At 35.7% G+C, this 24740-nt stretch carries 22 protein-coding genes; 8 read left to right on the forward strand and 14 right to left on the reverse strand.

The features are described 5' to 3' along the window. Position 1: 1 nt before the first annotated feature. From ACFS6I_RS14845 to ACFS6I_RS14855, 3 genes are all read right to left on the reverse strand, one after another. The gene (locus ACFS6I_RS14845) at positions 2 to 649 is read right to left on the reverse strand and encodes an SCO family protein (protein WP_021189714.1); all 648 of its coding nucleotides are present in this window, start codon (positions 647 to 649) and stop codon (positions 2 to 4) included. 1 nt (position 650) lies between these two features. Further along, a complete protein-coding gene (locus ACFS6I_RS14850; RefSeq protein ID WP_021189715.1) occupies positions 651 to 1079 on the reverse strand; it encodes a hypothetical protein in 429 nt (142 codons plus the stop codon). A gap of 61 nt (positions 1080 to 1140) precedes the next feature. Next, the gene (locus ACFS6I_RS14855; protein WP_380921775.1) at positions 1141 to 1620 is read right to left on the reverse strand and encodes a DUF4442 domain-containing protein; all 480 of its coding nucleotides are present in this window, start codon (positions 1618 to 1620) and stop codon (positions 1141 to 1143) included. 90 nt (positions 1621 to 1710) lie between these two features. Here ACFS6I_RS14855 and ACFS6I_RS14860 point away from each other — a divergent pair, with 90 nt between their 5' ends. After that, a complete protein-coding gene (locus tag ACFS6I_RS14860) occupies positions 1711 to 2946 on the forward strand; it encodes an MFS transporter (protein ID WP_380921777.1) in 1236 nt (411 codons plus the stop codon). Between the two features lie 7 nt (positions 2947 to 2953). Here ACFS6I_RS14860 and ACFS6I_RS14865 read toward each other — a convergent pair whose 3' ends face one another. Together ACFS6I_RS14865 and purN are read right to left on the reverse strand one after the other, a co-directional pair. Continuing rightward, positions 2954 to 3133 (reverse strand): hypothetical protein, encoded by a 180-nt coding sequence (locus ACFS6I_RS14865; RefSeq protein WP_132772682.1) that lies wholly within the window; start codon positions 3131 to 3133, stop codon positions 2954 to 2956. A 50-nt stretch (positions 3134 to 3183) separates the two neighbouring features. After that, positions 3184 to 3756 carry a phosphoribosylglycinamide formyltransferase gene (gene purN, locus ACFS6I_RS14870; protein WP_183912049.1) on the reverse strand — a complete coding sequence of 191 codons (573 nt, stop codon included), beginning with the start codon at positions 3754 to 3756 and terminating at the stop codon, positions 3184 to 3186. Positions 3757 to 3902: 146 nt separating this feature from the next. Between purN and ACFS6I_RS14875 the strand changes: the two genes are divergently transcribed. Both ACFS6I_RS14875 and ACFS6I_RS14880 read left to right on the forward strand, forming a co-directional pair. Further along, a complete protein-coding gene (locus ACFS6I_RS14875; RefSeq protein ID WP_168127461.1) occupies positions 3903 to 4400 on the forward strand; it encodes a peroxiredoxin family protein in 498 nt (165 codons plus the stop codon). Between the two features lie 98 nt (positions 4401 to 4498). Then, entirely contained in the window at positions 4499 to 6409 is a 1911-nt protein-coding gene (locus tag ACFS6I_RS14880; protein WP_021189720.1) for an amidophosphoribosyltransferase, read from the forward strand. A gap of 123 nt (positions 6410 to 6532) precedes the next feature. On the opposite strand, the gene ACFS6I_RS14885 is transcribed toward ACFS6I_RS14880, so the two are convergent. From ACFS6I_RS14885 to ACFS6I_RS14910, 6 genes are all read right to left on the reverse strand, one after another. Beyond that, entirely contained in the window at positions 6533 to 7744 is a 1212-nt protein-coding gene (locus ACFS6I_RS14885) for an MFS transporter (RefSeq protein ID WP_132772688.1), read from the reverse strand. A gap of 64 nt (positions 7745 to 7808) precedes the next feature. After that, entirely contained in the window at positions 7809 to 8768 is a 960-nt protein-coding gene (locus ACFS6I_RS14890) for a metallophosphoesterase (RefSeq protein WP_208696759.1), read from the reverse strand. After that, the gene (locus ACFS6I_RS14895) at positions 8743 to 9507 is read right to left on the reverse strand and encodes a 5'-nucleotidase C-terminal domain-containing protein (protein WP_380921781.1); all 765 of its coding nucleotides are present in this window, start codon (positions 9505 to 9507) and stop codon (positions 8743 to 8745) included. The genes ACFS6I_RS14890 and ACFS6I_RS14895 overlap by 26 nt, the downstream gene beginning before the upstream one ends. A 91-nt stretch (positions 9508 to 9598) precedes the next feature. Then, complete coding sequence (locus ACFS6I_RS14900) at positions 9599 to 10666, reverse strand: EamA family transporter (protein WP_132844747.1); 1068 nt, start codon at positions 10664 to 10666, stop codon at positions 9599 to 9601. Between the two features lie 20 nt (positions 10667 to 10686). Then, positions 10687 to 11160, reverse strand: coding sequence for an Lrp/AsnC family transcriptional regulator (locus tag ACFS6I_RS14905; RefSeq protein WP_021189230.1), 474 nt, complete (start codon positions 11158 to 11160; stop codon positions 10687 to 10689). Between the two features lie 207 nt (positions 11161 to 11367). Beyond that, positions 11368 to 11886 carry an FUSC family protein gene (locus tag ACFS6I_RS14910; protein ID WP_132772694.1) on the reverse strand — a complete coding sequence of 173 codons (519 nt, stop codon included), beginning with the start codon at positions 11884 to 11886 and terminating at the stop codon, positions 11368 to 11370. A 162-nt stretch (positions 11887 to 12048) separates the two neighbouring features. On the opposite strand from ACFS6I_RS14910, the gene ACFS6I_RS14915 reads away from it, so the two are divergent. Beyond that, on the forward strand, positions 12049 to 14967 hold the full coding sequence (locus tag ACFS6I_RS14915) for an FAD-binding and (Fe-S)-binding domain-containing protein (RefSeq protein WP_380921784.1): 2919 nt from the start codon (positions 12049 to 12051) through the stop codon (positions 14965 to 14967). Positions 14968 to 15053: 86 nt separating this feature from the next. Continuing rightward, positions 15054 to 15689 (forward strand): hypothetical protein, encoded by a 636-nt coding sequence (locus tag ACFS6I_RS14920; protein ID WP_315399594.1) that lies wholly within the window; start codon positions 15054 to 15056, stop codon positions 15687 to 15689. A 57-nt stretch (positions 15690 to 15746) separates the two neighbouring features. Here the strand turns inward: ACFS6I_RS14920 and ACFS6I_RS14925 are convergent, their stop codons facing one another. Further along, positions 15747 to 18338 (reverse strand): DUF5686 and carboxypeptidase-like regulatory domain-containing protein, encoded by a 2592-nt coding sequence (locus ACFS6I_RS14925; protein ID WP_168127466.1) that lies wholly within the window; start codon positions 18336 to 18338, stop codon positions 15747 to 15749. Between the two features lie 313 nt (positions 18339 to 18651). After that, positions 18652 to 20346, reverse strand: a complete 1695-nt coding sequence (locus ACFS6I_RS14930) for an RluA family pseudouridine synthase (protein WP_380921786.1) — start codon at positions 20344 to 20346, stop codon at positions 18652 to 18654. A 156-nt stretch (positions 20347 to 20502) separates the two neighbouring features. On the opposite strand from ACFS6I_RS14930, the gene ACFS6I_RS14935 reads away from it, so the two are divergent. The 3 genes from ACFS6I_RS14935 (at position 20503) to ACFS6I_RS14945 (ending at position 22652) form a co-directional block, all read left to right on the forward strand. Further along, positions 20503 to 20973 carry a Dps family protein gene (locus ACFS6I_RS14935; protein ID WP_132772702.1) on the forward strand — a complete coding sequence of 157 codons (471 nt, stop codon included), beginning with the start codon at positions 20503 to 20505 and terminating at the stop codon, positions 20971 to 20973. Positions 20974 to 21047: 74 nt separating this feature from the next. Then, entirely contained in the window at positions 21048 to 21854 is an 807-nt protein-coding gene (locus ACFS6I_RS14940; protein ID WP_380921788.1) for a hypothetical protein, read from the forward strand. A gap of 6 nt (positions 21855 to 21860) precedes the next feature. Further along, positions 21861 to 22652 carry a M90 family metallopeptidase gene (locus tag ACFS6I_RS14945; protein WP_380921790.1) on the forward strand — a complete coding sequence of 264 codons (792 nt, stop codon included), beginning with the start codon at positions 21861 to 21863 and terminating at the stop codon, positions 22650 to 22652. Positions 22653 to 22796: 144 nt separating this feature from the next. Here the strand turns inward: ACFS6I_RS14945 and ACFS6I_RS14950 are convergent, their stop codons facing one another. Further along, positions 22797 to 24572: an ABC transporter ATP-binding protein gene (locus tag ACFS6I_RS14950; protein ID WP_132772705.1), complete on the reverse strand. Its 1776-nt coding sequence runs from the start codon at positions 24570 to 24572 to the stop codon at positions 22797 to 22799. Between the last annotated feature and the right edge of the window lie 168 nt (positions 24573 to 24740).

A 24740-nucleotide genomic window follows, 5' to 3' on the forward strand; every position in this document is an offset into this window, starting at 1 on the left:
TTTACTTTTCTTCGAGTAGGATAGCAAGTTCTTTTTGTAGTTTCGCAACTTGCTCATCATTAGTGCCGTCATAAGCACCGCGTATTCTTTTTTGTTTATCTACTAATACCAGATATCCTTGATGATCGTATCCTCCTGGCGCATTTTTGTCTTCTGCTGTGTAGACCAGGTATTGGTTTGCAATTCCATAGATATCAGCTTTTGATCCCATTACAAAATTCCAATGATCATTGCTAACACCCAATTTATTGGCATATTCTTTTAAGACATGTGGCTGGTCATATTTGAAATCAATGCTATGTGATAAAAAGTAAACTTGATCACTATCCTTATATTGCTCGTATACTTTCAACAGATTTCTATTCATAGTAGGGCATATACTTGGGCAATGAGTGAAAAAGAAATTAGCGATATACACTTTGTTATCAAAATTCTTATCCGTTATATAGACACTATCTTGGTTTAGAAATTTGAAAGGGGGGATGGTATGGTATAGGGTATCAATAACCGTCTTACCATCTATAATTTTCTCTACTGGTTCACGTTGACCATAAATAGGAAGTGTAACTGTATTAGACTGACAACTAGATATTGTAAATGTTGTTAGTGCAATAAGAAAAGAAGCACCAATCTGAATTGATTTTAACATATTAATACTTTTTTAAGATTTCTTGTTTCTCTTTTGATACACGATCAAAGACTGCTTTCATGTCTTTTACTTTAGTCAATTCGCGATTAGCATAATCTACTGTCGTTGAATCGGCACTATAGTCTTTCATCCAATCCATCATATGATCTGTTGCATCTTCGAGATTGCTTTTTAACTGAGACAATTCTTGTCGAGTATTTGTTGTATCTAGATCAGGTTTAGCTGTTTTTATAGCACTAAGATTTGTGAGGATTGAATCGATAGTAACTGCATCTTTATCAAAAATACTTACTTGCGGCATGATCTCATCATGAATTTTCATGGTTTCTTCTTGTGTTTTCGCTAAATCATTTTGATTATTTGTATTTGAGCTATTGGCACATGAAGTTATTGCAAAAGCTGACGCAACTAAAAAAGCTAATTTTTTCATATTGAAATATTTTGTCTGTTACCGACAAAGATACCAAATAGATAAAGAAGATAATAGCTTATTATACTCTGGTGTATGTAAAATTCAGGTCACGAATATAGATTTCATTTTTCGCAATGGCACAAATTTCATTTTGATCGTTCACAATTTCTACAGAAAATGCCTTAATAATCCGACCTCTGTTTTTAAGTGTATCCATGCATTCATTAAAATCCTCGTCAGTTATTTTGATCGAAAATCTAAGATTGGTCAAGCCAGGCTTTTTATATTCAATGGATGCTGATTTGAGCCAAGCTACAGTTTTTTTAAATCCATGCGATTGTAAGCGCTGATCAATAAGAATCGCATAAAAAGGATCAACTGCTGAAAAAATTGTTCCACCAAATATGGTACTGTTTGAGTTTTTATTGAAAATACTTTTGATAATTTTTACATCCACACCTTGAAAGTCTGTATGAATTTTTTTGACCCATATGCGTTGGAATAAAAATGGCGGGTAAATTCTTAATAACCACTTTAGGGATTTGGGACTATACAACATGGTGCAAATGTAATACAATAAATTAAAATTCGTTTGCTAATTGATTTGTAAAAATGGTTCCACAATGATATTTTTATAAAAAAATAAAATATGGCTAACCAACCCGAAATGTCCTCAAACAAGAATGTCTGGATTATTATTCTTGTTGCCTCATTGGGGTATTTTGTTGATATATATGACCTCATTATCTTTTCGATTGTTCGTGTAAAATCTTTTGAAGAAATCGGTGTTTCTCCTGCGGATATGCGTTCTGAGGGGGAGTTTGTATTAAATATGCAGATGGGCGGATTACTGATTGGAGGCGTGATCTGGGGGATCATTGGTGATAAGTTTGGACGATTGAAAGTCTTGTTTGGTTCGATTTTGTTGTATTCACTGGCGAACATATCGAATGGTTTTGTACAAGATGTGATGACGTACGGCATCATTCGTTTCATTGCCGGTATTGGTTTAGCTGGTGAATTGGGAGCTGGTATTACCTTAGTTAGCGAAAGCATGCATAAATCAAAACGGGGGTATGGTACCATGCTGGTTGCTACAGTTGGTGTCTTAGGCGCCGTTTTAGGATATTTTATATCTGAACAATATGATTGGAGAACTGCTTACTTTGTTGGTGGCGGTATGGGATTGTTGTTACTGTTAATGCGGGTAGGAGCACTCGAGTCTGGCTTGTTTAAAACAGCAGAAGAGAAAACAGTAGTGAAGGGCAAGTTTAGTATGCTTTTTACTGATAAACGTCGTTTTAAAAGATATTTATACTGTTTGTGCATCGGATTACCAATTTGGTTTGTGGTAGGCGTACTGGTTACTCAGGCTCCAGAGATTGGTAAAGCGCTACATGCGCCAGTTGTCCTTAGTGCTGGAAAAGGAGTTTTGTTCACCTATCTGGGGATTTCTTTAGGGGATTTACTGGCAGGTTTATTAGCTCAGGTTTTGAAATCACGAAAGAAAGTCGTTTTACTGTGTCAAATAATTATCCTCGTAAGTTCTTCATGGTATTTATTAAGTGATGGTTTGTCTGAGACTAAATTTATATGGCTTTCCTTTTTTATGGGACTTGGTATAGGTTATTGGGCAACTTTTGTCACCATATCTGCAGAACAGTTCGGGACGAATTTGCGAGCTACAGTGGCCACTACTGCACCTAACTTTGTTCGTGGAGCACTGATCCCTTCAACAATGTTATACGGTGTTCTTGTCAATCACTGGGGTATTATTACAGCCGCATTTATGATGATATTTTTATTATCAGGAATTGCTATATATGCATTAACACAGCTTGAAGAGAGCTTTGATAAAGATCTGAATTATCTGGAGGAAGAGTAGGCAAAAATTAGCGCTTTGGACATTTGCCGCAACGATTCCCTTTTTTATATTTCTTACAACATTTTTTGAAACAAGCACATGAAAAAGGAGAAAACGGACTTGATGCTTTTGTATCAGCACAAAAATCTATTTTCTCCTTTGAGAATGTATCTTGAAATTCTGTTCCTTGCAATTCTGAAGTATTCATAATGCAAAGATATATATTATTTATAAGCAGTCTAAATAAAAAACGTTAAATTACATCTTTTTTAGTAAGTTGTCAATTACCTTAGGGTATTGCTGATGTTCTAATTGTTGTCCTTTAAACTTAATTACCTCTAAAGTATCATGAGGCTCTACTTTAAATCGGCCTTGATAAATTACTTCTCCTTCATCAAAATGCTCATTTGCAAAATGAATTGTTATGCCATGCTCTGTTTCTTTATTTGCCAATACGGCTTTATGAACATGATCACCATACATACCTTTGCCACCATATTTAGGTAGCAGCGCTGGATGGATATTAATAATCTTATTGGGAAAAGCTTGTAAAAGATTATTAGGAACTAACCAAAGGAATCCTGCAAGTACAATTAAGTCAATGTTTAAGTTTTTTAACATTTTAACAATTTCGTCCGATTTGAAAAATTCATTTCGGTCAAATACGTGGACAGGTATTTCAAAATTATCAGCTCTTTGGATAACATATGCATCAGCATTATTGCTCAATACGATAGCGATTTCGGCATCTTCAGAATATTTAAAATATTCCATTATTTTTTGGGCATTGGAACCAGAACCTGAAGCAAATATGGCAATACGTTTTTTCACAGTTTAATTGTGTTAAGTGACGTTCTAAAAAAAGTTAATCAACCAAACTTACGTTATTTTTTGTAAATAAACTAACAGCTTGGTGTTATGTGTACAATTTGACTCGTATATTTAACCTTTAGCAATACTGTTTTATTTTTAAGCTTATGAAAACATTTACATTAATACTAATTACTTTTTTACTTATACCAACAAAGCGGGTCAGTGCTCAAGCGCCTGCACAGATCCCATATTTTTCTCTTCAAGAGGTATTTACTGGTAAATCTTTTAAAACGTCCGATTTACCAAAGGAGGGACTTATCATTTTTAATTACTACGATACGGGCTGTAGTCATTGTCAGAAAATGGGGGCGGGGATAGCGGATCAGCTACAGGCGTTTAAAAATATTAAATTCTACTTTGTTGCCATGAATGATGTCGAATATGTGGAAGGATTTATAAATATGTTTGCAAAGAAATTGAGACCTCATCCTAACGTGTCTTTTATTTTAGATAAAAATGGACAGTTTATCAGCTTATTTAAACCTACACAAACACCTTCACTGTATATCTACGATGCAAAAACACACAAATTATTAAAACATTTAGATGGTGTTGATGATGTTAAGGTATTGCAAGTAGCTTTGCAACAGCTAATCAAATAGTTTTGCTTGTCTTCTAGTTGTAATTTTTAAATACAAGAGTCTTTTTTTGATACAACTAATTATAAATATTTGCTATTTTTGCGACATCAAATCAAGATATGAGCGACTCAATTAAACACGAGTGCGGTATTGCACTTATTCGACTGTTAAAGCCCCTTTCTTATTACCAGGAAAAATACGGTACGCCTTACTACGGCATAAACAAATTGTACTTATTGATGGAAAAGCAACACAACCGTGGCCAAGATGGTGCGGGTATTGCGACCATAAAATTCGACGTAAAGCCAGGAAATCGGTACATTTCTCGTTACAGAGCGATGGGATCCAGTGCTGTGGCTGATATCTTTGAATATGTACAAAAGAAGTTTGCATCTGTACACAAGGCATATCCGGAGGAATCTAAAGATACACAATGGTTAAAAGATAATGTTAGTTTTACCGGAGAGGTATTATTAGGTCATTTGCGTTACGGTACTCATGGTAAAAATAGCATTGAAAGTTGTCACCCTTTCTTAAGACAGAACAACTGGATGTCTCGCAATTTGGTTGTAGCCGGTAATTTTAACATGACAAATGTTGACGAATTATTGCAACAGTTGTACGAGCTAGGTCAACACCCAAAAGAAAAGGCAGATACAGTTACTGTATTGGAAAAAATTGGACATTTCTTAGATGACGAAAACCAGGATTTATTTGACAAGTTTAAGAAAGAAGGTTATTCTAATATTGAAATCAGTTCTCTGATTGCAAAAAACTTGGATGTTCCTAAGATCTTAACGCGTTCAGCAAAAACTTGGGATGGTGGTTATACGATTGCAGGTATATTTGGTCATGGAGATGCATTTGTTATGCGCGACCCTGCCGGTATCCGTCCAGCTTTCTATTATAAAGACGATGAAGTGCTTGTTGTTGCTTCGGAAAGACCAGTTATTCAGACTGCATTTAATATTCCTATTGATAAAGTGCAGGAAATTAAACCTGGACATGCGTTGATTGCAAAAAAAGATGGGACAGTTACCGAAGAAATGTTTAGAGAGCCTGTTGAGCAAAAATCATGTTCTTTCGAGCGTATCTATTTTTCAAGAGGTTCAGATGCTGATATTTATAAAGAGCGCAAAAAATTAGGTCGCCTTTTATGTCCGCAAGTATTAAATGCAATTGATAATAATATTAAGAACACGGTGTTTTCTTTTATTCCAAATACGGCTGAAGTATCTTACTATGGTCTGATGGATGGTATCAATACCTACGTTAGAGATTTTCAAAAGGATGCCTTATTAAATAGAGCTGATAAGATTGATGACGGTGAGTTAGAAGATATTTTAAGCATTCATCCTCGTTTTGAGAAATTGAATGTGAAAGATGCTAAGTTACGTACATTTATTACGCAAGATGCTGATCGTACTGATATGGTACAGCATGTGTACGATACAACTTACGGAATTGTTAAAGATCATGAAGACACAATCGTTGCGATTGATGATTCCATTGTAAGAGGAACAACCTTAAAACAAAGTATCTTAACAATTTTAGATCGTCTGAATCCGAAGAAGATTGTAATTGTTTCATCAGCACCGCAAATTCGTTACCCAGATTGTTACGGTATCGATATGTCTAGAATGGGTGAGTTTGTTGCTTTTGAAGCGGCTATATCGTTATTAAGACAACGTGGTTTAGCACATATTATTGATGAAGTATATCAAAAATGTTTGGTTTCGATAACAGCAGATATTGACGAAATAGAAAATTATGTCAAAGCTATCTACGAACCCTTTACAGATGATGAAATTTCAAATGAAATTGCGAGAATCATTACGCCACATCATTTGAAAGCTGAAGTAACAGTGATTTTCCAGACTTTAGATAATTTACATATTGCTTGTCCTGATCATAAAGGTGACTGGTACTTCTCTGGTAATTATCCGACTCCTGGAGGAAATAAAGTTGTTAATAAAGCATTTATGAACTGGGTAGAAGGTAAGAACGTAAGAGCTTACTTCAGCAGTTAATAAGAGCAAAATACATATTATAGAAAAGGCCCGATATATAAATATCGGGCCTTTTCTATAATATGTATGTCAAGTCAATTTTAGTCTAAAATTATCGATTGCACAACCTATTCATTTGAACTGCTACAAACGCTTTAAAACAAAGTAAAATCCTACTGCAGTACACGCGAGAACGGCAGAGGTAGCCCACCAAAGTGTCGTGAATCCAAACGATCCAACAATATTTGTTCCTAAAAGCGGTGAAAAAATATTCGCAGCAGAGAACGCTAATGAATTGAAGCCCATATAGGCTCCCTGTGTTTTGGCTGTTGACCTGTTTATGGTAACAGTTGCCATAAAAGGCAGTGTTAACATTTCGCCGATGCCAAACACGAAAAAAGTAACATAGAGCATGAATACCCCTGCATGTATATTGAACATGGCATAAGATATAGAACAGAAAAGCGTTCCGATTACCAATGTTTTTGTGATGGTCAATTTGTTTTCTGCAATATGTACAATAAACATCTCTAAAAGAACGATAATTAAACCGCTCCAGCCCATTAAGAATCCGATCTCATGTTCATTTAAGTGATGCACTTCACGATAGAAAATAGGAAGTGTCGATATGAGTTGGAAAAAACATAATGAGAATATACAGCAAAGGATATTAAAGATGATAAACGGACTATCTTTATAGGGATTTCGTTCTTTTTTATGTTGAGATGTCGTGGTAACCGGTGCAGTTTTTAAAGTTTTTAAATTGTTTTTTTCCTTCTTATAGAAGAATAGAAAAAAGACAACCGCTGCCACTGCTGCCGCCATTGCATTTCCGTAGAATATCCAGTTAAAGGATATCCCTGCTAAAAAGCCACCAACCGCAGGTCCAATTGAAAACCCCAAGTTAACCGCTAATCGATTCAATGAAAAAGCACGTGTTATATTTTCAGGTTTTGCATAGCTTGCGACCGAAACCGAGTTGGCAGGTCTGAATGCGTCAAAGACAGCACTCAAAATAAAGATCATAATACCTAAAGACTCGACAGTCCTGAAGTAAGGAGTGATCAGAAATAGGGGAGCTGCTAATGTTAAACTGAGTAGCTGGACTTTAAAACTCCCAAATCGATCGGTTAGCCAACCTCCTACATATGAACCGCAAACAGATCCAAAGCCGAAACACATCAGAACAAGACCAACCTGCTTAATGTTGAAATTAAGAGCCTGGGTCATGTAAATTCCTAAAAATGGGATTACCATGCTTCCCATTCTGTTGATAAGCATTACAATTGCGAGCAACCATGCGGAGCGCGATAACCCTTTGAAGGATCCGATATAGATGGATAAAAGTTTTTTCAAGTGAATATGTAAAAAAAGCCAAAGGAATAAATCATATCCCTTTGGCTAGATAAAAATGTTATTTTTAAACTAATTGGGATGCTTCAATAGAATTGTTAATTTCATAAGTTGAGGCTAACATATTCTTTTTACCTGTCGAAGGTTCAAAAATAATATCAACTCTTCCTAAGTTTATTCCTGCAAAACCCACTTGGTTAACAGCTGTCTTTGTTCCCTTTAAGTTCGTTACAAAAGTAGGTTCTTTCAAAAAGGTATGCGTATGTCCACCAATGATTAAATCGATATCACTAGTCTTGGAAGCTAATACGAGGTCGGATACCTTCTCACTTTCGTATTGATACCCTAAATGAGATAGACAAATGACAAGGTCACATTTATGCTTTTCCTTTAATTCTTTGACCACACGGTTCGCAACAAGAATTGGATCCAGGTATTTCATGCCTTTGAAATTATTCGGATCAACCAGCCCTTCAATATCTACCCCTAAACCAAAAACACCAATTTTCACTCCACCTTTTTTGAAGATGGTATAATCTTGTGTTTTTCCTTCCAGCACTGTTCCTGTGAAGTCATAGTTTGCCGTTAAAAAAGGAAATTTGGCGTGATCCAGATATTTGATAAGCCCATTTAACCCATTGTCAAATTCGTGATTACCAAATGTACCCGCATCATATCCCAATTTGGTCATTAAGTCAAGCTCTAATTTCCCTCCAAACAGATTAAAATAGGGAGTACCTTGGAACATATCGCCTGCGTCCAACAAAAGAACATGATCTTCTTCAGCTCTTACTTTTTTGATGAGTGTACTTCTGCGTGCAACTCCTGCCAATCCTTGATATCTACCGCCATCCATAGGAAAGGGTTCAATTCTGCTGTGAACATCATTGGTATGTAGAATGGTTAATTTTATTTTTTTTGAACCTGCAAATGATGAGAATGGTAACGTACCAAGTGTTACTGCTGCAGAAAGGCCTGCGGCAGTCTTTATAAAGCCTCTTCTATTTAATGATTTTAACTCTTCCATCTAATTGCATATTAATTTTTTGACCATTTTTTGTAAAGCTGGAAATATAGTCCATCAAGCTTTCCCTTACTTTTTGAGGATAATCAGTTCTTTTAAGCGCATGTGTAAATAAATCTAAATTGTCTCCTCCATTCGCTAGGTAATCATAGGTGACTACTTTATAGGTTTTACTTTTGTCTATATCTTTTCCCTGTACCTGAATATTTATTGGCTTTTTGTCTTGGATAGATAAGGTAATTCCTGAAACAGGTTGCCCCCCTGTTGCCGCTATAAAGTTGGCGAGTTCTTCAATTTGTTCACCGTTCAGCTCCATCACTGTAAGCTGATTTTCAAATGGCATAACCTCAAAAACACTCTCTACAGTAATATCTCCCGCTTTTATTTCATTGCGAATACCGCCCTTTGTTGCAAAAGCGATATCAGCCTTGTTGTTGATTTTTTCACTGGCAACCAATAGCGCTTGTGTAAAGAAATTTCCCATTAAAGTTTCAGGAGTCTTTTCTTTAGTCAATGCAACTTCCGAGAAGCCGATTACCCGGTTCATCTCTGCCTGCATTTGCTTTTTATAGGGACTATAAATAGCTACGATCGCGCTATCCTCAACGGTGCTGTTATTGATCTCGTATTGCTTAAAGTCCTTTTGGACAGGACTTAATTTTTTGCTGCAAGATGTGCTAAGTAAAATAGCTAAAAACCCGAAGGTTACATATTGAAGTTGATGTATAGTAAGTTTCATCATGTAATAAGTGTTTTCGGTACAAATGTAGATAATAAAAGCCTAACATTTTTGTTAAGCTTTTATTATCAATATGCAAAAGAAGGCGCTTTTTCTAATTGGCAACCTCTGGTTTTTTAATGTCTTTTCTGACCACTGCATCTCTTTGATTTCTCAATCGTATTGATTTCCGACGATCTGCAATGGTAGTTTTTGTGATTTTTGCAACCATTTTATTATTCTTATATAATTTCCAGTTCATCAGCAATACGGAAACCAATATAATAACTAGGCCTATTACTTGTATGTATGTCACGGCATGGCTACTGAAAAAGTAACTTAATACCAATGCTACAATAGGATTAACATAGGCATATGTACTCACTTCCGTAGCAGGTCTTACTGATAGCAACCAGATGTAAGAACTGAATGCTAAAATAGATCCAAAAACAATTAAGTACGATATATTAAACCAGTCGATAGGCGTTACCTGTTGGAAACTAAAATGAGCAAATTCACCATTTAAGCTGGCAACAATTGTAAATAATACACCTGCTGTAATCATCTGCCATGCAGTCTTTACGGAGACATGTAAATCTTCCGTCTCTTCTTGCTGGCTTTTCTTCTGGTATTTGGAATATAATGAACCTGCAGTCCAGGCGATAGATCCCAGTACCATAATCACTAAAGCAATAACGGTTATTTCTTTATTTGCAGAAGATTTGCTTGCGATGATTTGCTCTACAAAGAGTAAAACAACACCAGCAAAACCTAAAATCAAGCCAGCGATGGTAGATTTGCTGCTGAAATTTTCTTTCCATTTTGGTTTATCAAGAATAACAAACCAAATCGCCGCTGCTGCCGCAATAATCGCTGCAACACCACCTGAAACATATTGCTCTGCCCAGATAAGACCACCCATATCAATAAATAAGAGTAAAAATCCAACAACAATAGAATCGCGGATTGCTCTCTTGTTGAATATTTTATAACCCTTCAATACACAGTACCCCATCAGCAAAATACTTGCAGTAATAAACCTAAAAGATCCTAAAATGAATGGCGGGAAACTGTGAAGCGCTTTTTCAATAAAGAAAAAAGTCGACCCCCATACAATGTATACGACAGCATACGCGAGTACGATCATTAAAGGGCTTGCTTGTTGTACTTTATTATTTAACATCTCTCTATTCCTTTCCTAAATTATTCCGGTATAACTAATTGTTGTTCTTCTTTCACTGTTTGCAAAACAATTGTGGTTCTTGTTGAAATTATTCCTTCAATTTTTCCCAAAGTGTTACGCATCAAATCGACTAACGCAGTAGAATCAGCCGTCCGAACTTTGATTAGGTAACCATCATCTCCAGCAATATCATGCACTTCCTGCACTTCGGGTATCTCTGCTAGAAGAATACCGACTTTCTGTTCTCCAATTATATCGTTCGCTTTGATAAATATAAACGATAGTAATTTCTGATCAATTGCCGCTGGATTTATCTTGGCGTTGTATTGTAGGATTACATTTTTTTGCTCTAATTTTTTAACACGTTCTAAAATCGCAGAAGGAGCCATACTAAGCTCTCTTGCTATATCAGCATTATTGATTCGAGCATTATCCTGCATTAAACGCAAGATTTTGAAATCTACATGATCTAAATTATATTCTACTTTTGTCATATCGAATGCAAAGGTAGTGATATTTCGAATATTATTCAAATTATTTAGTTAAATTCAGAATATAATTCTATTTATAGGGTTATTTTTTTTAGAACAAATAGCCTTTTCACTAGCCTGAGCACTAGTTTTTTTTATTTAATAACCTGATTATTAGGGTGTTTGTGTTTTGTTGAATTATCTTTGGTATTTTAGGTGTCTCATCGAATATTATTCGCTAAAGGTTTCCATCGAGTATTTTTCACGTAATATTTTAATAATATAACTGGTGCTAAGGGTGACAATCAATCCTATGAGACAACCAATAGTGACACAGGCAAAACGATCGAGTGCGGCAACATATGACTTTAATTGATGTTCATGAACCACGACAATGATCATGGCTACCATTGCTGTACGGGCCACACTTAGGATATTGAATAACCTGCATATAGCGACGGATGTGATGACGCCCAAAAGCATAGACCACATCTGAGGAAGATTGGTAAAATAAAATAATATACCCGTCGCCGAACCAATAAAATTAGACTTAGTTCTATCAAAAGCAATTTTTGTTGCTTCATTATCATCCGGAGAAATCACTAAAACAATAGAAATTAAAGCCCATATTGCTGAATATTCAGGAAAGCTGATATATAAAAAGTAACCAATAGAAAAACCGATCAAAATACGAATCAAATAGATGATGAAGTCGGAGTGAAGGCTATATCGCATGAGGGTTTTACGCATCTTAAAATATTTTACTGCAAAAGTACATCTTATTTGCAGCATCAAAAAATCATATACATGCGTTTTTGTGCGTTTTTAATATTGTTTTTTCATTTTCTTGCATTATCAATTCTTTTCATTATTTAAAATAGTTAGATTTGTTGATACAAATTATACCATACTGTGAAGGAAAATATTTCTTTAGATCAATTATCGCAATCTTTAACGGGGGACTTGTATTATGATGATTCTGCTTATCACCATACCATCCGTCTTGCCTATTCCACTGATGCATCCGTGTACCAAGAACTACCTTTAGCTGTAGCGATTCCTAGAAATAGTGGTGATATCAAAATTTTAATACAGTTTGCATCTGCAAACGGCATTACGATTATTCCGAGGACAGCAGGTACATCCTTAGCAGGTCAGGTTGTTGGAAATGGTATCGTTATGGATATCTCGAAGTATTTTAATAAGATACTTGAATTAAATGTCGAAGAACAATGGGTGCGAGTGCAACCTGGTGTTATTCGTGATGATCTCAATCATTACCTTAAACCATTTGGCTTCATGTTTGGTCCAGAGACCTCAACAGCAAGTCGTGCGATGATTGGTGGAATGATCGGTAATAATTCCTCCGGATTACATTCCATCGTATGGGGCGATACCCGTCAAAATTTATTAACAGCGAATGTCATATTAGATGATCAGTCTGAGGTCGTATTTGAAGCGTTGGATGAAGCATCTTATTTTAAGAAATTAATACAAAAAGATAGGGAAGGTGCAATTTACCGCGAATTGAATGCGATGCTGACAGTGGAAGAAAATATGCAGGCAATAGCATCGGGATATCCCAAGCGGTCGATAACAAGACGAAATACAGGATATGCACTGGATATGGTATCGGATAAAACTGCTCCTTTCAATATGTGCCGTCTATTAGCTGGTTCTGAAGGAACCCTAGCGATCGTTACAGAGGCCAAGTTGCAATTATTACCATTACCGCCTAAAGAATTAGGTCTCCTATGTATCCACTTTGACGATATGATTGCGTGTATGGAAGGTAATGTGATTGCTTTGTCACATAATCCCGAAGCCTCGGAACTTGTCGATAAGTATATCATGGATTTTACTGTCGGGCACCCCACTTATCAATATAATCGTTTTTTTATAGAAGGTGATCCCAAAGCTTTGCTTATAGTGGAGTTCAGAGGAAATACGCCAGATGAAGTGGAAGCAAAAGCGATGGCATTGAAGGCCGCGTTGATTGAAAAGCATTTGGGTTATGCTTATCCATATATAACAGGTGAGCAGACCAATTTGGTTTGGGATGTACGGAAGGCGGGTTTAGGGTTAATCCGTAATTTACCCGGAGATAGTCAGCCGGTTAATTTGATTGAGGATTGTGCGGTTTCTCCGGAAGATTTACCTGCATATGTAGCAGATATTCAAAATTTATTGATTGCAGAGGGAGTTCACGCATCTTATTACGCGCATGCTGGAGCAGGAGAACTCCATATTGAGCCTTTTGTTAATTTAAAAACAGAATCGGGGGTAAAGACTTTTCGCTCGATCTTAGAAAAGACAACAGATTTAGTTTTAAAATACAATGGATCTTTAAGTGGTGAGCATGGTGATGGTCGTCTGAGAGGTGAGTTTATTGAGAAAGTCTTAGGAGGAAAAGTCTTTAAACTCATTGAGCAAGTTAAAGAAATATTTGATCCTAAAGGCGTATTTAATGCCAATAAGATTGTAAATACACCACCAATGGACACCCATCTCCGTTATGATAATAATAAAAATACAACACAGATAAAGACCTATTTCGATTTTTCGAAAGAGGAAAGTATCCTACGTCTGGCCGAGAAGTGTTCCGGATCGGGTGACTGCCGAAAAACAGAAATTACCGGTGGAACGATGTGTCCCTCTTTTATGGCTACCCGTGATGAAAAGGATACGACACGCGCTCGTGCCAATATGTTGCGTCAATTTTTGACAAATTCAACAAAAGAGAACCGGTTTGACCATGAAGAATTAAAAGAAGTGATGGACTTATGTTTATCATGTAAAGGTTGCAAAACTGAATGCCCTTCTAGTGTTGATGTAGCTAAGATGAAAGCCGAGTTTTTACAACATTATTACGATGAGCATGGTGTGCCCTTCCGGTCGCGAGTGATTGCAAATTTCACAGAATCTCAAAAATTAGGATCACTGGTAGCACCCTTATACAACTTTGTTGTCAAAAATGACTTTTTAGCTGGCCTTGTAAAAAGAACCATTGGTTTTGCCCCTAAGAGATCACTGCCGTTGGTAGCTGGTACTACATTGTCACAATGGGTGAGAAAGCAGAAAGACAAGACAAATGCAAAGCGGCGCGTATACTTATTCGCAGATGAATTTACAGAATATAACGATGCCGAAATAGGTATTACAGCATATAAATTACTAACTGCTTTAGGCTATGAAGTGATTATTCCAAAACATATTGAGAGTGGTCGAACTTATCTTTCAAAAGGTATGGTTAAAGAAGCGAAGAAGATCGCTAATAAAAATATTACTTTTTTGAAAGATCTAATAACGGAGGAGACCCCCTTATTAGGAATAGAACCATCGGGTATCATTACCTTTAGAGATGAATATCTTTCTTTGGTAGATTCGGATCTCTATGAAGATGCAAGTAGAGTAGCTAAAAATGCATTGATGTTTGATGAGTTTTTACTGAAAGAGATTGAGGCTGGCCGTATTCAAAAAGAGCAGTTCAGTACGCGTGAGAAAACAATTAAGTTGCATGGACATTGCTATCAAAAAGCATTTCATTTAGTAGAAACAACAGAAAAAGTCTTGTCATTTCCTCAAAACTACAAAGTAGAGGTGATTCCCTCAGGCTGTTGTGGTATGGCGGGATCATTTGGTTATGAAAAAGAACATTACGACATCTCGATGAAAGTAGCGGAATTGGTTTTGTTGCCTACGGTCCGAAATACGGATTCTTCGACATGGATTGCTGCGGCAGGTACATCTTGCCGGCACCAGATTAAAGATGGAGCGGCAAGACATTCTTACCACCCTGTAGAAATCTTATATGATGCTTTAATTAAGTAAAACAATCAATCTATTTTATTTGTTTATCAGTAAAAATCGTTAGTTTTAGTAAACGATTTTACTGATAAACATAATTACTGAAAAAGATGAGAAAAATAAATCAAATTGCTGTTCTATCTGCGTTAGCTTTTGCGACAGCATGTGGCAACACTACCCAAAACCAACAAGGTGGCGATAAATCAAAAAAAAGTAACATTCCTATTGAGGAATTGACCATTGATGGACCTGTCACTAATAATAAACATCTTTTCTTACGTATTGTTGATGATGTGAAAACGGATTCTAGTTACATCTATACGGCTAAAAGTACCTTCAAAGGAGATACTGTTGGATTGAAAGTAGAAGTCGTAAATCTTATCCCTGCCGGAATTATTGATGATGTCGCTAATGAAGATGTTGGTTTTACAAAAGGTAAAATTAAAATTTCTTCTTTAGGTGCAGAGAGTGATGCTTTTATAAAAGCATTGGGTAAAATATATGAAGTACCAGCTTCTGGGCCTTTCGCAAGTGCAACATTGGTACCGACAGTTTTCTCTTCAAATAAAGTAAATGCTGATCTTGATAAAACAGCAACTTATAGCTTTAAATTATTTTTAGAGCAAAAGTCAGGAGAACCGGCTGAAATGTTTTTCAACATTGATACGTATAAAAAATCTTTAGAATTTAAAGAGAAAGATCCTAAATTCCGCGCTCCGTTTATTTCAGCACTGGAAGGTAAATAAGCTTTAAAATCATATTATAAAAAAAAGGCTTTCTATTATTAGAAAGCCTTTTTTATGTTAGAAATCAAATTTTATTCTAGCCCTTATGCCCGATTTAGGAGCACCTGGGTGATCAAGATAATTTAATCTCCGGACATAATCTACGCGAAGTATTTTGAAAATATTGGACAATCCAACACTAGCCTCCATGTATGGATCCGATCCAAAGGTGTACGAAGATTGTATATTGTCAGCATTTTTCTGAAAGTCGAATACTTTGTCAGAATGATCTGGGTTGTTCTCATCTCGAAGCCCACCGTACACAGCTTTAAAACTAAATACTTCACGAAGTTTTAGCTTTTTAATACCTGGAATTTTGTTTAACAAAAAACCATTCATGTAGTATTGGATGTTAGCGGATGCATGGTGGTCACTGACAAATTCCAAGAAGTTCATCAAATTGTAAGAATTAAGCTGATATGCATAAGTCTGATTCGCACGGTGTATCGTTAAGAAAGGAAATGGAATTCCTTTACCAGCAATATAAGTACCTGCGACATCAATATCTGCATAACCGAACTGGCTCAGGTAAAATCTTTTGAATGCTCCTACGTTAAAGTTGTGATAACTATATTCGCCTTTGAATACATCTTTAAGTCCAGCCGTGTAGTTAAAGTTAAAAATAGGGTATTCATTAAATATGGGAGTACGATAAAGCTTTCCTTGATAAAACTGTTCATTCGGAGCGTAGCGAATATTTACTGATAATTCCGTTGAATTGATTTCATTGAACACTTTGGTCTGACCATTATCATCTATGATCTGATACCTTAAAGATCCTGCTGGCGATTGTTTTGTTGCATTAAATCCCAATCCAATACTTAAGCGATTTTCAAATTCTTTTCTATAATCAACGCGATAAACATCATTATAGATGTAATTTTCATTATCACCTCTTTTGAAGGATAGCAAAAAGTTATCTTCTTGTATAAATTCTAAAGCTTGACCAGGAATTTTGGTATCACGCTGGAACGATGCTCGGATGTAGTGTTGTGGAAATGAATAAACAGATTTATTGTTGAAAGCATAGGTGCCGCTTAAAAAGTATTTCCATTTTTCATCTTTAAATCCATATGCAGCATACGATTCAGCATAAAACCTTTTACTGAATGATTCTGTAGTTCTACCTCCAACACGTAGTCTAAATCCTTCGACAGGGTTAAAGCTATAAAAAGTATTTACCGGACCAATTTCAACAGGACCAGCCTGTTTATATCCCGATAATACCAAAGCTGCAATATCCATAAAGGTTTTAAAAGAAGGAATCTGTTGCAGGGTGTCGATATTATGATAGATATTCAGCTCATTTTTCGTTAAAGGAATTTGACGTTGCGTATCAAAAAGTTTTCGAGTACCCTTTCCATCTGCTATATTGTAAGCAATTACCGTTTCAGGACCACTATAAATACTATCCGGTTGAACAACGCCAGTTTTATAATTTTTATAGTTGACAGTTCTATTACCACGAATACCTGTTCCTTTATCTGTTAAAGAAAAATCAATACCAAGTGTACTTTGACTTAAATAGAATCTTTTACTTTCATCCTGATCAAATTTGAGTTCAATATTCATGTCCCTTACAAAGTTCAAATTGATATCATCAGCGACAGTCATATTAGCACCTTGTACAGCATAGTTACCATCCAGTGTAATATATAACTGGCCTTTGAAAAGCATGTCCGCTTTATTGCGTGGAAAAAAACTAAGTTCAACTAACCACGGTTGCTGTGTTTTTATCGTATCTGTGATAAAAAACTTGTAAAATGTGGGAGCCGAGTTGGCGATTGGACTTAAAAATTGATTCGTTACCAGTGTGATATTGTTATCGTAAATATCTACTGTTTCATAAAGTTTATTGAAATATGCACTTAAACCATCATTATCAATAAATTTGGGATCAAATTGCGCACGTTGCTCTCCTATGATATATTGTTTTGTTTTTTTAGGGTCTTTACGAAAATATACTTTTGAAAGTTTCTCTTCCATAAAAGCAGGCAATAGATATTTATTTGCAGTTTTAGCCGAATCATCTACTTCAAAAAGAAATTGGTAATTTTTGAATATCTTCTTGTTTACAAATTTCTCTGACAAATTGCTCAGTCCTAAAGAGATCTTTTCGTATTGATCATACTGCGCGAATTGCTGCCCTGTTAATCTATTTTTACTTTTATTTTCGATTACTTTACGGATCAATGCGACAGCAGGATTGTCTTTGTTTGTATACTTTCTCTTTTTTGCTCTGACTACAACCTCGTCAAGGGTATTGTCCTGAGATTCCATCAATACCTCGATCTGTTGCGTCTCGTCATTCGTAACAAATACATCTTTATAATCATACCCAACACTTGATACACGGATTTTCACATAATTCTTTGGAAATTTTAAGGTGAACCGTCCAGACTCTTCAGTCGAAGTAGCATTGCCGGGGGCAGCAGGTGCTCCAACAACAGCAACTGTCGCATAGCCGATCGGTTGTTTCGTCTTGCTGTCCTTAACGATACCCTGTACTGTTTTTAATTGGCCTAATGCTGCAGTAATACTTACTAACATGACTGATGCCAGTAAAAATAGTGTTTTTGCAATTGTACTGCTACTACGTTGGTATTCCATAATTTTACATTAATTATATCACAAATTACCGATACGTGTTATAACACCATCTTAATTTCTGACTTTTTAACTTAAAAGTTCTAATAAGTTGTATGCAAAAGAAATAAAAAATTAAGAATTAATAAAACATTTACAATTTTTTAACTTCACTATTTTTATTAATCGACTATTAACTTGTTGAATAGCAGTACATTTGTTTTAATGTCAGAATAAACTGACTATAATTTTACTTCTTTATGATGAAATTCGACCTAAATACAACCAATCTCGTTGACTATTGTAACAAAAAGGTCAACGAAGTTGTTTTGATTTTTTAAAAATTGGGTTCCGACGCAAAATGAATGCGGTCTTTTGTAGTAGGGTGGTTAAACTCAATATAAGCAGCGTGCAAGTGTAATCGATCGGATTTTTGACCATAAAGATCGTCTCCAACAATAGGACAGTTCATTCCTTTAGGATGAGCAGAATGAAGGCGAAGTTGATGTGTTCTTCCTGTCAATGGAAAGTATCGCACTTTGGTTTTACCGTTTATAATTTCGATTTTTTCCCATTTAGTAACTGCTTTCTTTCCATGTTCATAACAGACTAACTGTCGAGGTCTATCGTCAAGATCAACCCGTAGAGGTAGTGATATAATTCCAGAATCGGCATCGATAATGCCATCAAGTAAAGCAATATATTGCTTGACGATGGTATGGTTGATAAATTGACTCTGAATAAATTTGTGAGCTTCTTTAGTTTTGGCTATCACAAGAATTCCGGATGTAGACATATCTAACCGATGAACAATTAAAGGCCCTGCATCGGGATATTTTTTAAGCATGCGCGTATAGACCGAATCTTTAACATGTATTCCGGGTACGGATAGGAATTCTTCAGGCTTATCTATAATGACCAGGGTTTCATCTTCGTAAATAATGGGGAGTTCAATGCTTTCATCAGGGCTCTCGAGCATCGGATTTTTATCAACCTGTAATCCCTCAAGCATAAAACCGAGAATAGGTTCACATTTATTGCGACATGCGGGGTAGTAGCTTTGGTGTCTTCGTACTTCAGCCGAAGGCGATTGTCCCCACCAAAATTCGGCAAGTGCAATTGGCTTGTAATTATTTAAATAAGCATATTGCAATAGTTTTGGTGCGGCACATTCACCAGATCCAGCAGGTGGTTGCAAATTGTATGCGTTAAAAATGTCAATGACATTTTTAGTTTCCCCTTTCGCATTTTTAAAATTGTATTGTGCAAATAATTGATTTTGCAACTGTGCAGAACGTTTTTTACGCTCTTCCTTTAAATCTGCTATTATATTGAGGTGATCATTTAGCGGTTTTTCAGCGATGGAAATATCATGGTGATATTGTTTTTGGAAAACACTCAGTTCAAATTTATCTCTTAAACTCTGTTTGATCAGATCTTCTTCAAGCAGTTGATATGATGCAGCTGATAGGGTTAATTTTGATTTGTCTCGAAGTTGTTTACGTTCTTTCTTTTGAATTTTCAGATTTTCTTTAAAGTTGGCTAATTGCTGATCCAGCCTCACTTTAGTATCATCGAGCTTTTCTTTCAGTTGCGTACCTGTTTCACTCTGCTCTAATGCTGTAATTTGCTTATTAAGGTTATTGAGGTGTTCCTCTTCTAACAGAAAAAAAGAATTTTCCGTTAACATATCAAAAACCGGAGGTACAAAATAGCGATGATCATTTTTGCCAGCCAGTTTACCGGAAAAACCAGCTAGAAATCCGATATGACCATCTTGATCTTGGACAATTAATACACCGAACATTTTACCAATGGCCTGTCCATCCATTTTTTCGTTTAGACCAAAATTATGAACCCATTCCGTTTGAGTAAGAATATATTCTTGAACAGATGCGCATGCTTGTTTTGCCAGTTCATGTGGTTCATAACAGAAGGGGAAAGTAAAATGTGTAGGTAAAAGTATTTCCTTGATTTCCTCATTAAATTCGTGAAAGTATAGATCACCGTTCAAACAATTCCCCTTCATCATTGTTGTTTTCATTATGCGTACAAAAGTACAAAAATGATGTTATTTTTATGACAATATTATTTCTTAATTAATGGGCTTTACGGCCTCATTTTATTAATATTGTATATCAAGTAACAGTGATTTTAATAATTTAAATAAATTGTAAAATAATTCATTATGAAAGCAAAAATTGGTATTAAAGAAGCAGACTTGGCAAAGGTAGCCGCTATTTTGAATAATGTGTTAGCGGATGAAAGTATTGTGTATCAAAAAACAAGAAATGCACATTGGAATGTTGAAGGTCCAGATTTTCATGCCGCGCATTTATTTTTGGAATCGCAGTATAATGAATTGGCAGAAATTATTGATGAAGTCGCAGAACGCATCCGTCAAATCGGACATTATGCAGTAGGTTCATACGCCAAATATCTAGAATTGACCCACCTGACGGAGACGAAGTACGAACATACCGATAGTAAAGGTTTTTTCAAAGAATTACTGTCAGATCATGAATCTGTTATTATGAATATTAGAGGAAATTTGGATGCAGTCGAAAAAGCTGGTGATCAGGCGACTGAAGATTTTCTTGTTGGTTTACTAGCGCAGCATGAAAAGATGGCCTGGATGTTACGTGCTCATGTAGCATAACTTTTATAACAGTATTTTCAATAAAAAAGCAGTACCCTTGGTACTGCTTTTTTATTGAAAATACTAAAAACTGCATGATAATTGTAAAGGGGATTACATCACTGCAAATTTATTTTTCCATTAGTATGCGCTATTATTTTGTTTTAATTATCTTTTCGCTTCTGTTTTTCTCATGTGCCGAATCCCTTATGGTACAATCGACTGGAGTTTTACAAAATGCATCAAGGACACATCACTTAAAAAATGGTGAACGTGAGCTGATTTACATTCCCATGCGGCATTTAGGTAAACGTAATTATTACGATTATATTCAGCGAATGGTCGACTCATTACAAAATCAAGGGTTTGTTGTATTTTATGAAAGTATCGCTTACCAAGTGGATAGTGCCCAACAAAGAGATGTATATGATCGAAAGTTTCGAAAATTAGTAGGACACGTAATCGGTAGTACTAAAGTATATGAAAAAACTTCCGATACAACAAAAGTATTAATGGCTCCACTTTATAAAAATCTCGGAAGTAGAATCATCCAACAGCCCCAATATTCGTTTTTTAAAGTTGATTATAATACAGCAGTTATTGCAGATATTCCAAAAAATGAACTTTTGGACGAATTTGAATACAGCTATGGTGATATTATTCTTGATTCATGTGACTGGAAAACTCCTTTAAATGAGCCTTATACTTGTAAACCTATAAAAGCAAAGTTTAGAAATATTTTCGACCAGGAATTTATAATGAAAAAAAGAGAACAAAATTTAGCAGCTTTGGTGGCGGATGCTTCACAAAAGAAAATTCTAATTATGTTTGGGGCCGCGCATTACAAAGGCTTTCTCAAATATTTGAAAGAGCGTAACCCGGATTGGATAAATGTAAAATAAGAAAATATGGAGAAATTGTTTATTGTTATTCTGGTGCCTGCTGTTATATATCTGGTGTATTACCTTTTAAATAAAACGGAGAAAAATAGCAAAGCCATCAGGCGTGTTCTGAGTAAAGAGGGAAAAGATATTCTTTTGAAAGAAGTACAGTACTATCGAAATTTGAACGAAGCGGATAAAATTGAATTTGAAAAGCGCTGCTTACATTTTTTAGATCATGTATCTGTAGAGGGAATTGGTGTTGAGGTTTCTTTAAAAGATTATATGTTAGTAGCGGCAAGTGCTATAATACCTGTTTTCGCTTTTAAAAATTGGAAATATACAAATTTAACAACTGTACTGCTTTATCCCAATACTTTTAATCAAGATTACCAGTTCGAAGGCAGTCAGGGGCGCAATATTTTAGGAATGGTAGGCGAGGGGTCTATGAACGGCCAGATGATTTTATCAAAAGAGGCTCTTGAAGCCGGTTTCTCAAATACAAAGGACGGCCAAAACACAGCCATTCATGAGTTTGTCCATCTGCTGGATAAAACGGATGGTGAAGTCGATGGATTGCCGCAGTTTTTGATAGATCATACGTATAGTCTAGCCTGGTTAGAAATGATTCGTAAAGAAATTTTAAAAATTCAGGAAGGTAAATCTGATATCAATCCGTATGGCATTACAAATCGGGCGGAGTTTTTTGCCGTTGCTTCCGAATACTTTTTTGAAAACCCTGAACGGCTTAAAAATCATCATCCAGAGCTTTACAAAGCATTAAGTGTGGCATTTCAGCAAGACCTGAGTCCTGCTTAATCATGTTACCTGATTGTTGTTAGGGGATTACGATTCAATAAATGTATGGTTATCTCTTAAGTAAAGAATAGACTTGAAACAAAAAAGCTCTTCCATATAATGAAGAGCTTTTTTATTGTCTTATTAAGCGATCTTTATTAAAACCTATATCGCTTCTAAAAGTTGTTTTTCATGTAGTTCAAAATATTGTCCTTTTAAGTTCATAAGTTCATCATGAGAACCTTCTTCCGCAATTCTTCCCTGATCCAACACAATGATTTTATCGGCATTTTTGATTGTCGATACACGATGCGCTATAAACACACATGTCTTTCCTTTCATAATACGGCTTAGGGAAGTCAATATTTGTTCTTCCGTTTTGGTATCTACGGCAGACAGACAGTCATCAAAAATCAAGATCTTAGGTTCTTTAATTAAAGCCCGCGCGATCGAGACACGTTGCTTTTGTCCTCCAGAAAGCGTGATTCCACGTTCCCCAACCGAAGTTTCAAAACCTTGATCAAATCCCATTATATTTTCATAAACTGCGGCATCTTTCGCTGCCTGCTCGACTTGTTCCTGTGTAAAGTGGTCTAGACCAAATGCGATATTGTTACTGATCGTATCTGAAAATAGAAAAACCTCCTGTGGCACAAAGCCTGTTTGTTGCCTTAGATCTTGAAAATCTAGCTTTGTGATAGCAGTGTCGTCATATTTGATGGCCCCCTTGTCGATATCAAACATACGAAGTAGTAAATTCGCTAAAGTCGATTTACCCGATCCCGTTTTACCAATGATCGCCAGTGTTTTCCCTGCAGGAATGTGAAACGATAAATCCTTGATCGCTTGAATCCCCGTTTCAGGATAGGTGAATGAAATATTTTCAACCTTCAGATCTCCTGTAAGTACTTTTTTAATTTCGCCGTTAATAATAGGTGACTCGGTATTTAAAAATTCGTTGATCCGTTTTTGCGATGCTGAGGCACGCTGTACCAGTGAAGTTACCCAAGCTAAAGACATAGCAGGGAAAGTCAATTGGTTGACATAAATGATAAACTCAGCAATATTTCCCGCAGTGATAGTACCTTTTGCAACTTCCAAACCACCCACATAAATGGTTATTATGGTGCTTAAACCAATTAATAATAGAATTAGCGGAAAGAAGACTGCTTGTACTTTGACAAGTGATAAAGCCGTATTCCGATAGATGGTACTCTCTTCTTCAAAAGAATCCATTTTATATTTTTCTCTGTTGTACGTTTTAATGACTCTGATACCGGCAAAGTTTTCTTGAACAAAAGACGCTAAACGTGCCAGTTGCTTTTGAATTTTCTCACTTCTTTTATTGATGATCTTATTTACAAATAAAATAACAGCAGAAAGAATAGGGATAGGGATAAGTGCATATGTCGCCAGACGAGCATTAACATCATACATCGCATAAATCACCATGATCGATAAGACAACGGTATTGATGGCATACATAATAGCAGGGCCGAGGTAATTTCTGACCTGGTTGACATCTTCCGTAGCCCTACTCATAAGATCTCCCGTGTTATTTCTTCTAAAAAAAGCAAAATCTAGTTTTTGATAATGTCTGTAGATTTCATTTTTTAAATCATACTCAATATGGCGAGATGTCAGAATGATTGTCTGGCGCATCATAAACAAGAAAATACCACGAAGCAGAGACAGTAATAAAACTACCCCACCGAAAAATAGCAAACTAGATCCAAAAACTTTATAGATCAATTCTTGTCTTTCAAATCCGTGGTAGAGTTTATATAAATAGATATTCTCTTGTACCAGATCAAAAGCTTCTCGAATTACTTTTGCAGGAAGGATACCGAAATAATTGGAAATTATAACAAAAATTACCCCAGGAACAAGCTTCCAGCGATATTTGTAAAAATATTTATTTAAATAAGCTAACTCTTTCATATGATATTACAAATGTAAAACTTATTCGGCATTTAATTTTCTATTTTACGAACTTATACTGTCACAAACAGTTCATAAGTTTTGTATTTATTTTGAAAGAAAAATTTAGTGTGAAATATATTTTCTACTTTTGTTCCCAAATTACCATAAATAAAACTTGAAGCAGAA

Origin of the sequence: Sphingobacterium anhuiense, assembly GCF_042686355.1 — a bacterium.
In the GTDB taxonomy this organism is placed as follows: Bacteria; Bacteroidota; Bacteroidia; order Sphingobacteriales; family Sphingobacteriaceae; genus Sphingobacterium; species Sphingobacterium anhuiense.